Raw genomic sequence first — 13067 nt, 5'->3', positions numbered from 1 at the left:
TCCGGCGGCCTCAGCCGCCGACGTCGAGACCGCGCGGGAGCAGGTGGCCCAGCTCGGCCGTGACGTCGAGGCCGCCGCGGCGGAGTACGCGCAGGTCGAGGCCCGGCTCACGTCGCAGCGGGAACGTGCCGCCGCGGCCGAGGCACGCGCCAGCAGCCAGGCCAGGCTGGTCTCCGACATGGAGGCGGAGCTGGCGGCACTGGCCGTGGAGACCTACAAGCGGGGCAGCGTCGACCCGGGCCTGTCCCTGCTCGCCAGCGGCGGCCTCGACGTGCTGACCTCGACGAGCACGCTGACCCTGCTCACCGAGCGGCGTTCCCTGAGCCTCAACGACGTGCGGGAGGCACAGACCGAGCTCGACCGACGCCGTGGTCAGGAGAAGGAGCAGCTCGCGGAGGTCGAGGCGCTGACGACCGACCTGGCGGAGCGCCGGGCCGACATCGAAGCGCGCCTCCAGGGCGCCCAGGACCTGCTGGCCGCCGCCGAGGCCGAGGAGCAGGCCCGGCTCGCAGCCGAGGGCGCCCGCGCCCAGGAGCAGGCGTCGCGCGACGCCCGCTCGAACGAGGACGCTGCGGCGGTCCCCTCCCCCGCCCCCGGCGGCAGCGGCCGCTTCATCCGGCCGCTGCAAGGGGCCGTGCGGTCGCCCTTCGGCTGGCGCATCCACCCCGTCTACGGCGAACGACGGCTTCACAAGGGCGAAGACATCCCCAGCCCGTGCGGCACCCCGGTGATGGCCGCCGGTGACGGGACCGTCGTCTCGGCCACCTGGGACGGGTCCTACGGCAACATCATCACGGTCGACCACGGCGACGGCACCAGCACGGCCTACGCCCACCTGGAGGGATTCGCCGTCACCAGCGGTCCTGTCTCGCAGGGTGAGGTCATCGCCTACGTCGGCACCACCGGGCTGTCGACGGGCTGCCACACCCACTTCGAGGTCCGCGAGGACGGCGAGCCCGTGGACCCGCGCGGCTACCTCTGAGCCGACGGGGGCCCTGACTCCCCCGAGGGGTGATCATCCGTGCCTGGGTGAGCCGCCGCGTCCGCCGCGTCCGCCGCGTCTGCTGCAACTACCGCGTCCGCCGCGTCTGCTGCAACTACCGCGTCTGCCGCGACCGCCGCGTCCTCATCGGCCTCCACGCGCGCCCGCCCAGCTCGCTCCGCCGCGTCGGCACGCACGATCGCCCGGATGGCCAGACCGAAGAGCAGCAGGACCCCAGCAGTCGGCAGCAGCCCTCGGACGACTTCCACCACGACGTCCATGCAGGTCCAATCATGACAACCGAGCGACAGGAAGAGGCGAGGCGGCCAGGCCCGGCGACCCGGGCCGCCCCCGCGGGGACTGGTCCGGCTCGCGCCACCATCATCCCCGCTACAGGACCCCACCCCGCGGGGCCGGCGGCAGCATCTGCGGCTCCTCGTCCCCGCGCAGTCCGCGCAGTTCGCGCAGTCCGTGCTGGCTGGCCATGCGCCACGCCCGGCGGACGACCTCGTCGGCCCGGCCGGGGCCGACAGGACGATGCAGCTGAGGACTGTCGGGTGGACAATCGCGGCGGCGGTCACAGCGCCGCCCCACCGGGGACGAAGGAGCTGACCCATGGCGAGGCCGTCACGCCGCGCGACAGCCACGGCCGCCGCCGCCGCAGCAGCCCTGGCCCTGACGTTGGCTGCCTGCAGCGGGGACCGCACGCCCGACGCTGCCGAACGCCGGACCCCCGCCGGCACCCCGACCTCGGCGGAACAGTTCCAGGGCCCGAACAACGAGACCGACGTCGCCTTCGCGCAGCGGATCATCACCCACCACCGTCAGGCGGTACAGCTGTCCGACCTCGCCCTCGACAGGGCCCAGGGGTCAGAAGTCCTGGCTCTGGCCGACGACATCTCTGCCGCACAGGGCCGCGAGATCCAGACCCTCACCGCAGCCCTGGAGGCCTGGGACGCCGACGTGCCCGCCGACGACACCCCCACGGCGGGAGCGGACGAGCTCGCCGGCCTGGCCGAGGTCATGAGCCTGGAGCAGATGACGGAGCTGCAGACGGCCAGCGGCCCCGACTTCGACCAGCTGTTCCTGAGGGTGATGGTCGACCACCACGAAGGTGCCGTCGCCATGGCCGAGTCCGAGCTCGACGACGGGCAGAACCCGACGGCGCAGCAGCTGGCGCAGGCCATCGTCGACAGACAGGGGACAGAGATCGACCGGATGCAGGAGCTGCTCGCGCCCTGAGGCTGCGTGGCTCCCGCCCCCCTCCCTCCCCTGCCTCAGTGGCAGTGCAGGTGGCACGGGACCACCGGCGGTCCGGGCGCCGAGCACACCGGACCGCGACGGGGCAGCCCCCCGGGTCGGACCACGGTCGGACCGCGGTCAGGCCTCCAGTTCAGGCGCGATGCGGGGCGGCCGACGAACGCCGGGACGCGGCCGCGGTCTCAGCGGTGGTGGGCCGCCTCGTGCTCGCTGTGCCCGACGGGCTCGAGCTGGAAGGTGCAGTGCGAGACGTCGAAGTGACCGGTCAGGCACTCCCCCAGCCGGTCGAGGACCTGCCCGGACCGGCCCGCGGCCAGGCAGTCGTCGTCGACGACGACGTGGGCCGACAGCACGGGCACCCCGCTGGTGATCGTCCAGGCGTGCAGGTCGTGCACGTCCACGACACCGGAGACCTCGAGGATGTGGCTGCGGACCTCGTCCATGTCCACCCCCCGCGGGGTGGCCTCCAGCAGGACGTCGAGCACGTCGCGCAGCAACGACCACGCCCGCGGCAGGATCATCAGGCCGATGACGACCGAGGCCACGACGTCGGCGCGGGTCCACCCGGTGAGCACGATGACCAGACCTGCGACCACCACAGCGACCGAGCCGAGCAGGTCCCCGAGGACCTCCAGGTACGCGCCGCGCACGTTGAGGCTCTCCGCCTGGCCGCCCCGCAGCACGAGCAGCGACACCGCGTTCGCCACGGCGCCGACCACGGCCGCCGCGAGCATGACGCCCGTCGCGACCTCCGGGGGCTCGTCCCACCGGGCGACCGCCTGCCAGAGCACCCACACCGCGATGCCCGCCAGGAGCAGCGCGTTGGCCAGGGCGGCGAGGATCTCCGCCCGCTGCCAGCCGTAGCTGCGGGAGTCGGTCGCGGGGCGCAGGGCGATCGTGCTCGCCAGCAGCGCGATCCCCACACCGGCGGCGTCGGTGAGCATGTGCCCGGCGTCCGCCAGCAGCGCCAACGACCCCGACACCAGCCCACCGACGACCTGCACCCCGACCACCGACAAGGTGATGGCGAGCACCAGCAGCATCCGGCGCCGGTACCGGCGAGACGCCGGACCCTCGCCGCCCGCGGCAGGCAGCCCGTGGCTGTGGGAGTGCCCGCCGCTCACGACGCCACCGGCGAGGTGCGCCGTGCCACGCGGTCCGCGGGACCGACGGGACCGACGGGACCGACGGGACCGACCGGACCGACCGGACCGACCGGACCGACCGGACCGACCGGACCGACCGGACCGACCGGACCGACCGGACCGACCGGACCGACCGGACCGACCGGGGACGCCTCGCGCAGCCGTCCGACGACGGGGACGAAGCGTCCGGTGCGAGCGGCGTACCGGGCGTAGGTGTGACCGTGCCGCCGCAGCAGGTAGGGCTCCTCGAGGAGGCGGACCTGCAGCTGCACCGCCAGCCACAGGCTCACCAGCGCCGCGGCGGACACCACCGAGGGCACGAGCAGGACCAGGCCCACCTGCGCGAGCAGCATGGCCGTGAAGATCGGGTTACGGACCCACCCGAAGACCCCGCCGGTGACGAGGTCCGTGCGCTCGTCCTGCCTGACACCGATCCGCCACGAGCTCCCCATCCCGCCCTGGCCCCAGAGGACACCCGCGAAGCCGACCAGCAGCACCACCACCCCCAGCCACGCCACCGGCCCGCGCCAGCCACCGGCGACGGGCCCGACCACACCGGTGAGGGCCGCCACGGGCGCCAGCAGCCCCAGGACCAGGGCGACGACGAACAGCACCCCGCCCCACCACTGCGCGGAGCCCGGGGCACCCGAGATCCCGTTGAACCCGGACGTGCCCGTACGACGACGGTGCAACCACGTCCGCACGACGAAGACGACCAGCAGACCCGCGACGTCCAGGACCAGCGCAGCCCACGCCCCGACGGCCACAGTCATGACCGCTCCTGGCGCGCGGCGGCGACCACCGCGGTCCGCCCCTCGGCGTCACCGGCGGCGGGTGCGGCGTCTGCCCCGGGTGCGCTGCTGCAGCACGCAGCCGTGCAGCCGGGCGAGCAGCCGTCGGAGCACCCGGCGGGGTCCGCCCCCGCTGACGGCACGGGACTGCAGCAGCTGTCCCCGCGCCACGCCTCCACGCCCTCCTTCACCGCGACAGCGGCGATCACGAGCCCGGCCACCGGGTCCGCCCACGACCACCCGAGGGTGGCGTTGAGGACCAGCCCCAGCAGGAGGACGGCCGACAGGTAGGTGCACAGCAGGGTCTGCGTGCCGTCAGCGACGACGGACCCCGACCCCAGCTGCCGACCGGTCCGTCGCTGCGCCCACGACAGGAACGGCATCACCAGCAGCGACGCGGCGGCCAGGGCGATACCGACCCGCGAGGTGTCCACGTCGGACTGCCCGAGCAGGGCCCGCACCGACTCGACCGTGACGTAGGCGGCCAGGGCGAAGAACGACAGGGCGATGAGCCGCAGGGCCTGCCGCTCCCGGTCCTGGGGCACCGCGTGGCGGAACTGCCACAGGATGACCACGCCGGAGAAGACCTCGACGACGGAGTCCAGCCCGAACCCGACCAGGGCGACAGACCCGGCCGCGGCGCCGGCCGAGATCGCCACGACGGCCTCGACGACGTTGTAGGCCACCGACGCACCGGCGATCTGCTGCGCGCGGCGCCCCAGCAGGGCACGGCGCGCCGGCGTGAGCGCCGGCACCGCGGTGGCCGGGGACGTCCCGCTCACGCTGTGGCCTCAGGGTCGTAGGTGGGGCAGAGCGCGACCGCGGCGCCCGTCAGGGCCAGCACCTTCTCCGCCGCGGCGAGGAGGTCCAGCAGCTCCGGGTGGGCCAGGGAGTACATCGACGCCCGCCCCTCCGGGCGAGACGTCACCAGGCCGCAGCCCCGCAGGCAGGCCAGGTGCGCAGACACCGTGGACTGCGCCAGCCCCAGGTGCTCGGTCAGCTCCACCACACGGTGCTCCCCCAGCGTGAGGTGGCGGAGGATGGCGAGGCGCGCCGGGTCCCCCAGCCCGCGGAAGAGGGTCGCCGCGGTCCCCAGGGCTACCGCCTCGTCGACGACCCCCGGTCCCCCCGCTGCTTGCGATGTCATCGTCATGTGGCGATGTTAACCCGGCGGTGCGCCCCGGGGGAAGAGTCCGGCCTCACCCGTTGATGCCCCCGGTGCACGGGGCACCCGGCTCGGGTGTCTGCTCCCCTTGCAGGTACTTGACCAGGAACACCGACAGCCGTTCGTCGTCGACGTCCTCGACGGCCAGCTGGCTGCCCCAGGCGCTGGCGACGACAGGTGCCTCCAGGTCCTCCACGGGGGAGACCAGGAGGTAGGGGTTGTCCGCCGACAGCTCTCGCAGGGTCTCGACCTGGTCGGTGGCCAGGGCGGGGTCGTAGCCCACCCACACCGCGCCGTGCTCGAGGGCATGCACCCCGGCGCCCTCCGGGACAGGGGCGGCGTAGTAGCCGCAGTTCTGCCACACCGGCAGGTGGTCACCGCCGACCGGCGGCGACTGGGGGTAGTCCACGGCCGTCTCCACGTGCTCCTGCGACTGGTCGGGGAACTCCTGCACACCCTCGATGGGCTGCTCGGCTGCACCGGCGACCTCCTGCCGCTGGGACTCCGACTGCACGATGACCGCGACCACGGTGCCGATGAGGAGGGCGGCCACCAGGACCGCCACCCCGATGACCAGGAACGAGCGTCGTCGCTCCTGGGCTGACTGCGCTGCCTGCATCTGCTGCAGACGTGCCTGCCTGTCGCCGAAGGTGCTGCTGCTCACGGATGTGTCCTCTCAGATGGATGGGCGTGCTGTGACGGTGTGACGCCTGGAGGCGGGCGCTGCGCGGAGCGTCGAGCCGGTCGTGGCAGGCGGCGCAGGCCGCACCGCGGCGGGAGCACTGCGTCCTCGCCCGCGGACGCGGGACGCCGTGAGCGGCGCCTGCCCCTCCCGGCCCCGCCCCGGGGGCGGTCCTCTCCTGCTCGCCCGGCACGGGGCGCTCACAGCAGGACCGGGAAGCGGGCGATAGGTGCCCGGAGCAAGTCGACGAGCTGGCCCCAGGCACCCGTGATCAGCAGCACGCCGATGAGCACGAGCATCGCTCCGCCGACCCGGTTCACCAGCACGCGGTGCCGGCGCAACGGCTCCAGGGCAGCCAGCGCCCTCGCGTAGCTCAGGGAGACCAGGAGGAACGGCACCCCGAGGCCGGCGCAGTACGACGCGGCGAGCAGGGCACCCCGGCCACCCCCACCCTCGGTGCCGGCGAGCAGCAGGACGGCCCCGAGGGTCGGGCCGATGCACGGCACCCAGCCGACGCCGAACGCGGCACCGAGCAGCGGTGCGCCCGCCAGGCCGACCGCAGGACGCCACCGTGGCCGTCGCTCGACCGACAACCACGGCACCCCGCCCACGAAGACGAGCCCCAGGCCGACAGCGGCCGCTCCTGCCACGACGTCCACCGTCCGGGCACGGGGCAGCACCGCCCCGGCCACCCCGGCCACCGTCCCCAGCAGGACGAACACCACGCTGAACCCGGCGACGAACAGGGTCGCCCCCGCGAGGAGCCGCCGACGGGAGACGGAGGCCGGGTCAGCCAGGCGCACTCCCCCACCGCCAGCCGTGGTCGTCCCTGGGGTGGCCTGGGTCCCCCCCGTGCTCCTGCCGGCGGCCGTCCCGGCCGAGGCCGCCCCTGCCCGGGCGGGCAGCGGCCGGGTCGGACCCGCGGCGCCCAACCCGGACACGTACGCCAGGTAGCCGGGGAGGAGGGGCAGGACGCACGGTGAGGCGAACGACACCAGCCCGGCCAGCACGGCCAGAGGCACGGCCAGCAGCAGCGAACCGTCCAGGACCGTCTGGGCCGCCACCGACACGGGGACCTGCACCGCAGGGACGACCGGCATCCCCCACGGGCCGGAGGTCAGCGCGCTCACGGCCCCGCCCAGGACGGTGCCGGTCAGAGCAGTCACGACGACCCTCCGGCCACCTGCTCGACGACCGCCACCAGGGTGGTGGTGTCCACCTTGCCCAGGAGCCGGGCCGCGACCCGCCCCTGCTCGTCCAGGACCAGCGTGGACGGCACCACGTTCGGGGGGATGTCCCCGGCCAGCGGCAGGAGCAGCAGCGAGTCCGGGTCGTACAGGCTCGGCCAGGTGATGCCGTACTGCTCCTCGAAACCGAGCGCCGCAGCACGCGACCTGTCACGGATGTCGATCCCGACGAACCGGACGACAGGGCCCGACGCCGCCGCGGCGGCCGTGAGCTCGGCCTCCGCGGCCACCAGCTCAGGTGCCTCCGCGTGGCAGGGGCCGCACCAGGACCCCCACACGTTGAGGACGACGAGGTCGCCCACGAGGTCCGCGGTGTCCAACGGGTCGCCGTCGAGCGTCTCCCCGCTCACCCCGGACACCGGCGCGCCTCGCTGGTCCGGCGCCAGCACCTCGATCGTGGAGTCTCCGGAGACGTAGGCCGCAGCAGAACCGTCCGGACCCGGCTCGGCCGCCTGCTCGGCTGCAGGAGTCGTGCACCCGTTCAGCAGGACGGTGACAGCCACGAGGGCCCAGGTGCGCAGACCGGCCGGACGGGGACGCAGGAGCACCTGCATGAGGGACCTCTCTCGTGCATCGACACCAGGACAGGACTGCACGGCCGCACGGGCCGCGCAGCCCCGCTACACCTGGGCGACGCAGAGACGGAGGCGGACCGGCGACGCAGGCAGGCCAGCGGTCGGCCCGACCGGCCGCTGCACGGGTGGTGGGCCCACGCGCAGGGCGACGCCCGGTCCTCGGCGCAGCGCCAGACAGAGCAGCGCCCCTACGACGGCGACGACACAGGTCCCCGCCAGCGCTGTGAGGCAGTGCAGGAGGAGGCCGTCGTCCTCCCCTGCGGCCGACGCCACCGTCAGTGCCGCAGCGACCGCCGTGCCGGCGGCGCGCTCGACGACAGACCCGGCGCCGACGTCGACGTCGACGACGTCGACGACGCGCCTCGCGACCGGCTCGACTGCTGGCCCGACTGCTGGCCCGACTGCTGGCCCGACTCCCGGCCCGACGACCGCAGCAGCAGCCGTGGGCAGGGGCACACCCTGCAGCCCGTGCCCGCCGAGGGTCACCTCGACCGACTCGTGCGCGACCAGCGTCCCCAGCAGGACGAGCGCCCCGAACAGCGCGACCACGACCGCTCGCCAGGAGCGGCGGCGCGCAGTGTCCATGACCCGGAGCCTACGACTGGTGGAGACAGCACGGCGTGAGCACCCCACCCGCCGGGGGCTGCGCCCGGACGGCGGCGCCTCGACCGTCGTGGGGACCAGGTCGTCCCCTGTCACCGGACCGTGAGCTGGTAGATGAGCAGCCCTGTCTCGTGGGTCTCGATCTCGAAGACCCCGGGCAGGTCGACGGTGAACGTGGCCTCATCGGTGCCGGCCTCGGAGATGCGGATGTACTCGTCGAACCCGTGGACGTGCACCTCGACCGGTTCGTCCGAGGTCACCTGCAGCGTGACCTCTGTCCCGCGGGGGACCTCAGGCGAGGCCTCGTCCACGGTGACCTCCCCGTCGGCCAGGGTGGCGCTGAGGGTGACCGGGGGCGGAGGCGGCCCGGTGGGCTCCTCACCGCACCCGCCCAACAGCACCGCGGCCGCAGCACCCCCCAGCACCGCCCAGCGGACCCAGCCCCGGACGGGCCGGCGGCCGGCGGGACGCAAGGAGCGGGCGCGACGGGCGCGGCGCGGGGCGGCGCCCGGTCGCGCGTCGTCCGCGACGGACGACCTGGACGCGGACGAGGACGCGGACGAGGACGCGGTCACGGGGTGGGGGTCCGGGCCAGGGCCACGGCGACGCCGGCAGCAGCGGCCATGACGACGACCTCGACGCCGGCCAGCCGCCGGAAGGCACCCGGTCGTCCCGCCCGCAGCTCACCGATGGTCCGGTGGCGGTGCCACGCGCCGAAGGCGCCCAGCACGACGAGGGCGGCCACCTTCACCATGACCAGGGCGCCGTAGCCGCTGGAGGTGACGAGGCCCCACTCCGGGAGCCGGGTCCAGGCGCTGGTGACCCCCGACGCGGCGACGACCACGAACGCGGTCAGCGCGACGCCGTCGAAGCGGCCCACGGCCCGCGCGAGCAGCCGTGGCTCCGACCGCCTCAGGTGGACGACGAGCCCTGCCAGGCCCCCGACCCACACGGTCGCGGCCAGCACGTGCAGCACGACGCTGGTCACGGCGAAGTCGTGGTCCACCGCACTGGCGGCGTGGCCCGTCCTCAGCGGCAGAGCCACCCCGACGGCCGTCAGGACGAGGAGCACGACCGCCACGAAAGGCTCCGAGGCGTCGGCGGGCCGTCCCCGGTCGCGGCCCACGACCGCCGCGGCGACCGCGATGCTCATCGCCACGCCGGCAGCCCCCGCCTGCATGCGGGCCTGAGGGATGACCGTCAGGTAGTCCAGCAGCAGCCCGGTCCGCAGCACCTGCAGCACCGACTGGTTCGATACGTCCGAGGCGTTGAGCACCGCCAGGCACGCGGCCGCCGCCGCCCACGCCAGCGCCCACGCGGCGACCCCGCGCGGCAGCGCCACACCCTGCCCCTGACGACGCACGGACGAGGCGGACCGGTCGACGCCCTGCCGGGGGGTGGGGGCGGTCAGGAGGGTCACCAGCAGTCCGGCGACCACCGCGACCACCGCCAGGTCCGAGGCCAGGCGCACCACCATGAGCATCAGGCGCGTCGTCGCGCCCGACCGGTCGGCGATGGCGGACCCGGTCCCCGGGTCCACGACGGCCGCGCCCTCCACGGCGGAGGCGAGCAGCAGCGCCGCGAGCACCGCCGCCAGGCCCCCGCCCGCCACCAGCAGCACCAGGACTGACGGCCGCGAGGTCCAGGGCGCCGACCGAGGACGAGGGCGCGAGCCGCCCCGGGTGGGCGCAGCCGTCTGCGCGCTCCAGCTCGTCCTGGTCACCCACCGGACCCTAGACGACCCCGCTACAGACACGACAAGACACGTCACCGGCCGTGCCCCCACAGGCCGGGCGACCGAGGCGGCCGCAGCGGCCGCAGCGACCGCGACGACCGGGCGGCGAGCTGCGCGCGGCGACTGCCGGCGGCTCAGCCGGCGAAGAGCAGCAGCAGCCCGGCGACCGTGTACCCGACCATGAGGAGCAGCAGCGGGACCTGCCCCGCGACCGCGGCCCGGCGCGGCAGCAGCGCCAGGGCGCGGTCATGGGCCAGGACGGTGCCCAGCACGTGGCCCACCACGACGGCGGCCACCTGCAGCAGGGCCACCCCTGCCGGGTCGACGAGCACGGCGCTGGGCTGCAGGCCCGCCGTGCCCAACCAGTCCGCGCCCGTGCCGAGCGGGTCCGACGCCAGCGCCACGGTGCGCTGACCCTCCAGGACGAGCAACGAGTAGTAGTGCGCCACCAGGTAGCCCACGACGACGGGCACGAGGGAGTGCGCGAGCTCACCGGGCATCTGTGCGCGGGACCGGTCCCCCGCCCGGCCCGCGGCCGCCGTGGCCGCGACGAAGACCAGCAGGACCAGGCCCACCACCGCCGCCAGGACGGCGGTGTCCACGACCGGCCGCGGGAACCCCGACCCCTGGACCGCGCGCACGTACCCCCCGGTACCGGCCACCGAGTCGAACATCGTGGAGCCCAGCAGCAGGCACACCACGCTCACCAGGCCCGGCGCCGGGCGCAGCGACGCCGCACCGTCCAGCGGGACCCGGAAGACCAGGGCACCGTCCTCGCGGCGGCCCAGCGGCGACAACCGCGCCACCAGGTCGCTGAACACCTCGAACCCCTCACCCCGCTCGAACCACCGAGCCCCGAACAGCACCGCCGCGACCAGGTGGACCAGGACGTAGGTGCCGACCCAGACCTGCAGCACCGGCAGCGTCGCCCGCCCCGGCGCGGCCAGCTCCAGCCACAGGAACGCGGCCAGGCTCACCGCCCCGGGCCAGTACCCCACCGCCGCCGGCAGGACCCGCACGCCGTGCCGCCGGTCCACCCGCAGCAGCCGGGCCAGCAGGAGGTGGACGGTCCGCAGCGGGCTCACCACCCGCCACACCGGTCCCAGCAGCAGCGACGCCGGCACCAGCCCCACCCACAGCAGCACGAAGAACATCCCGGGCGCCGGGTTGTCCACGTCGTCCCGGCCGGCCACCAGGGCCAGCACGAACCACCCGCCGAGCACCAGGCCGACCCCGCGGGCCAGCCACCGGGTGACCGGGTGGTCCAGGGCGGTGGCCACGGCGGACGGGACCGGGGTCCCGGCGCCGTGGCTGAGCAACTGCGGGCTGCGCCACGCCAGCCCCAGGGTGAGGAAGGAGAACACCAGCGCCACGACCGCGCCGGCGACGACATACCCCAGGGGCAGCGGGAGGTCCTGCCTGGACCCCACCCCGTGGGCGAGGACCTGCTCGAGCAGCTGCAGCATCAGGACGACGGGCGCCGCCGCCCCGTCGGTGCAGGCACCCTCCCGGCACCGCCGGTCCCACCCGCGACACCGCCACCACCACCGCTACCGACACCGGCACGGCCGCGACGGGTGACGGCGACCACCGAGGCGACAGCACCGGCGACCAGCAGCCCGACGACCACGTAGACCGCCGGCTGCACCCCCGGCCCCGCCCCGGCCGCCTCGGCGTCGTCCGCTCGCGGGTCGCCGACCGTGCCGGCCCCGGCGGAGGGCTCACCGCCGCCCACCTCACCGGTGTCACGACCGTCGGCGTCCGGGTCCCCGGTCACCCCGTCCGGGTCACCGGCCTCCAGGGCCTCGACCAGCAGCGGGTCCGGCGGGTCGGTCGGCGGCGTCCAGCCGGGCGGCGCCTGCGTGACAGGACCGTCGTAGGCGAAGACGTACGACCCCTCCACCGCCTCCCCGTCTGAGGCGACGCTGGAGTAGGTGACCGTGTAGTCCCCCGCCGCGGGCCAGTGCGCGACACCGACCTGGGCCGGGAACCCGGTGCTGTAGTACACCGACACCCACTGCCCGTCGACGCGGTTGAACTCCTCCACCGGCGTCGACAGCGGCGCGGGCTGCCCGTCCGTCCAGCCGCTGTCCACCCGGGTGCCGTCCGGCGCGGTGACCGTGAAGTACGCGAACACCGCCGGCGCCTCCGTGAACACCAGCGTCAGCTCGTCCAGGGGTTCACCGATCCGGGCGCCCTCCACCGGCAGCGAGTCCTGCACCACCAGCTGCCCGTGGGCCTCGGCGGGGGCCGCCCCCAGCGCGACACCGAGGACCATCGCCCAGGCCCCCAGCACCAGCCCGCCGAGGCGGGCCATGGACCGGGCCGGCCGGAGCCGGCGGGAAGATCTCTCGCTGTCTGGCACCGAGGGAGTATCGCGTCGGGCCGATCACCGGGCAAACACCGCGAGTGACCGACCGCGACCGCCGTCGGCTCAGGCCGGTCGCGGGGCGTACATGATGAGCGCCACCCCGACCAGGCAGACCACCGCCCCCGTCACGTCGTACCGGTCCGGGCGGAAGCCGTCGACGACCATCCCCCACGCCAGCGAGCCGGCGACGAACACCCCGCCGTAGGCAGCGAGGATCCGGCCGAAGTTCGCGTCGGGCTGCAGCGTCGCGACGAAGCCGTAGACCCCCAGGGCCACCACTCCCGCCCCGATCCAGACCCAGCCGCGGTGCTCGCGCACCCCCTGCCACACCAACCAGGCTCCGCCGATCTCCGCCAGCGCCGCCAGGGCGAAGAGGACCAGGGACCGAGCGACGTCAGACATGAGCGAAGGCTGCCAGCCGTCCTGGCGGTGGGCCGGCACGCCGTGCCCGCCAGCACGGCGGCGACGGCGCCCGGCGCGCGCCTCGCGCGGTCGCAGGACCCGGGGGGTC

The 13067-nt window shown here is 75.0% G+C and carries 15 protein-coding genes; 2 read left to right on the top strand and 13 right to left on the bottom strand.

What is annotated here, in order from left to right; genetic code table 11:
• A partial coding sequence (locus tag WCS02_RS11260) for a M23 family metallopeptidase (protein ID WP_340293104.1) occupies nucleotides 1–982 on the top strand: 982 nt, incomplete at its 5' end.
• 615 nt (nucleotides 983–1597) lie between these two features.
• Nucleotides 1598–2224, top strand: coding sequence for a DUF305 domain-containing protein (locus WCS02_RS11255; protein ID WP_340293102.1), 627 nt, complete (start codon nucleotides 1598–1600; stop codon nucleotides 2222–2224).
• A gap of 200 nt (nucleotides 2225–2424) precedes the next feature.
• Here the strand turns inward: WCS02_RS11255 and WCS02_RS11250 are convergent, their stop codons facing one another.
• From WCS02_RS11250 to WCS02_RS11190, 13 genes are all read right to left on the bottom strand, one after another.
• The gene (locus WCS02_RS11250) at nucleotides 2425–3366 is read right to left on the bottom strand and encodes a cation diffusion facilitator family transporter (protein WP_340293100.1); all 942 of its coding nucleotides are present in this window, start codon (nucleotides 3364–3366) and stop codon (nucleotides 2425–2427) included.
• Entirely contained in the window at nucleotides 3363–4160 is a 798-nt protein-coding gene (locus WCS02_RS11245; RefSeq protein WP_340293098.1) for a methyltransferase family protein, read from the bottom strand. Before WCS02_RS11245 ends, WCS02_RS11250 begins: the two co-directional genes overlap by 4 nt.
• Nucleotides 4157–4960 (bottom strand): cation diffusion facilitator family transporter, encoded by an 804-nt coding sequence (locus WCS02_RS11240; protein ID WP_340293096.1) that lies wholly within the window; start codon nucleotides 4958–4960, stop codon nucleotides 4157–4159. Before WCS02_RS11240 ends, WCS02_RS11245 begins: the two co-directional genes overlap by 4 nt.
• Nucleotides 4957–5331 (bottom strand): ArsR/SmtB family transcription factor, encoded by a 375-nt coding sequence (locus tag WCS02_RS11235; protein ID WP_340293094.1) that lies wholly within the window; start codon nucleotides 5329–5331, stop codon nucleotides 4957–4959. The genes WCS02_RS11240 and WCS02_RS11235 overlap by 4 nt, the downstream gene beginning before the upstream one ends.
• 46 nt (nucleotides 5332–5377) lie before the next feature.
• Entirely contained in the window at nucleotides 5378–6007 is a 630-nt protein-coding gene (locus WCS02_RS11230) for a DUF3105 domain-containing protein (protein WP_340293092.1), read from the bottom strand.
• Between the two features lie 218 nt (nucleotides 6008–6225).
• Nucleotides 6226–7191, bottom strand: a complete 966-nt coding sequence (locus WCS02_RS11225) for a cytochrome c biogenesis CcdA family protein (protein WP_340293090.1) — start codon at nucleotides 7189–7191, stop codon at nucleotides 6226–6228.
• Nucleotides 7188–7826: a TlpA family protein disulfide reductase gene (locus WCS02_RS11220; RefSeq protein WP_340293088.1), complete on the bottom strand. Its 639-nt coding sequence runs from the start codon at nucleotides 7824–7826 to the stop codon at nucleotides 7188–7190. The genes WCS02_RS11225 and WCS02_RS11220 overlap by 4 nt, the downstream gene beginning before the upstream one ends.
• A 66-nt stretch (nucleotides 7827–7892) precedes the next feature.
• Nucleotides 7893–8432: a hypothetical protein gene (locus WCS02_RS11215; RefSeq protein ID WP_340293086.1), complete on the bottom strand. Its 540-nt coding sequence runs from the start codon at nucleotides 8430–8432 to the stop codon at nucleotides 7893–7895.
• Between the two features lie 110 nt (nucleotides 8433–8542).
• Nucleotides 8543–9025 (bottom strand): hypothetical protein, encoded by a 483-nt coding sequence (locus WCS02_RS11210; RefSeq protein WP_340293084.1) that lies wholly within the window; start codon nucleotides 9023–9025, stop codon nucleotides 8543–8545.
• The gene (locus WCS02_RS11205; protein ID WP_340293082.1) at nucleotides 9022–10071 is read right to left on the bottom strand and encodes a copper resistance D family protein; all 1050 of its coding nucleotides are present in this window, start codon (nucleotides 10069–10071) and stop codon (nucleotides 9022–9024) included. The genes WCS02_RS11210 and WCS02_RS11205 overlap by 4 nt, the downstream gene beginning before the upstream one ends.
• A 248-nt stretch (nucleotides 10072–10319) precedes the next feature.
• A complete protein-coding gene (locus WCS02_RS11200) occupies nucleotides 10320–11651 on the bottom strand; it encodes a hypothetical protein (protein ID WP_340293080.1) in 1332 nt (443 codons plus the stop codon).
• Entirely contained in the window at nucleotides 11651–12550 is a 900-nt protein-coding gene (locus WCS02_RS11195) for a copper resistance CopC family protein (RefSeq protein WP_340293078.1), read from the bottom strand. Before WCS02_RS11195 ends, WCS02_RS11200 begins: the two co-directional genes overlap by 1 nt.
• A 69-nt stretch (nucleotides 12551–12619) precedes the next feature.
• The gene (locus WCS02_RS11190) at nucleotides 12620–12958 is read right to left on the bottom strand and encodes a YnfA family protein (protein ID WP_340293076.1); all 339 of its coding nucleotides are present in this window, start codon (nucleotides 12956–12958) and stop codon (nucleotides 12620–12622) included.
• Between the last annotated feature and the right edge of the window lie 109 nt (nucleotides 12959–13067).

Origin of the sequence: Aquipuribacter hungaricus (assembly GCF_037860755.1) — a bacterium.
GTDB lineage: Bacteria > Actinomycetota > Actinomycetes > Actinomycetales > JBBAYJ01 > Aquipuribacter > Aquipuribacter hungaricus.
This window is presented reverse-complemented; position numbering and strand designations above follow the sequence as displayed.

What these genes read in the sequence shown, in the direction of transcription:
- WCS02_RS11255 (WP_340293102.1), top strand. Translation starts at nt 1,598, where the DNA reads ATGGCGAGGCCGTCACGCCGCGCGACAGCCACGGCCGCCGCCGCCGCA.
- WCS02_RS11245 (WP_340293098.1), bottom strand. Translation starts at nt 4,160, where the DNA reads ATGACTGTGGCCGTCGGGGCGTGGGCTGCGCTGGTCCTGGACGTCGCG.
- WCS02_RS11235 (WP_340293094.1), bottom strand. Translation starts at nt 5,331, where the DNA reads ATGACGATGACATCGCAAGCAGCGGGGGGACCGGGGGTCGTCGACGAG.
- WCS02_RS11220 (WP_340293088.1), bottom strand. Translation starts at nt 7,826, where the DNA reads ATGCAGGTGCTCCTGCGTCCCCGTCCGGCCGGTCTGCGCACCTGGGCC.
- WCS02_RS11215 (WP_340293086.1), bottom strand. Translation starts at nt 8,432, where the DNA reads ATGGACACTGCGCGCCGCCGCTCCTGGCGAGCGGTCGTGGTCGCGCTG.
- WCS02_RS11200 (WP_340293080.1), bottom strand. Translation starts at nt 11,651, where the DNA reads ATGCTGCAGCTGCTCGAGCAGGTCCTCGCCCACGGGGTGGGGTCCAGG.
- WCS02_RS11190 (WP_340293076.1), bottom strand. Translation starts at nt 12,958, where the DNA reads ATGTCTGACGTCGCTCGGTCCCTGGTCCTCTTCGCCCTGGCGGCGCTG.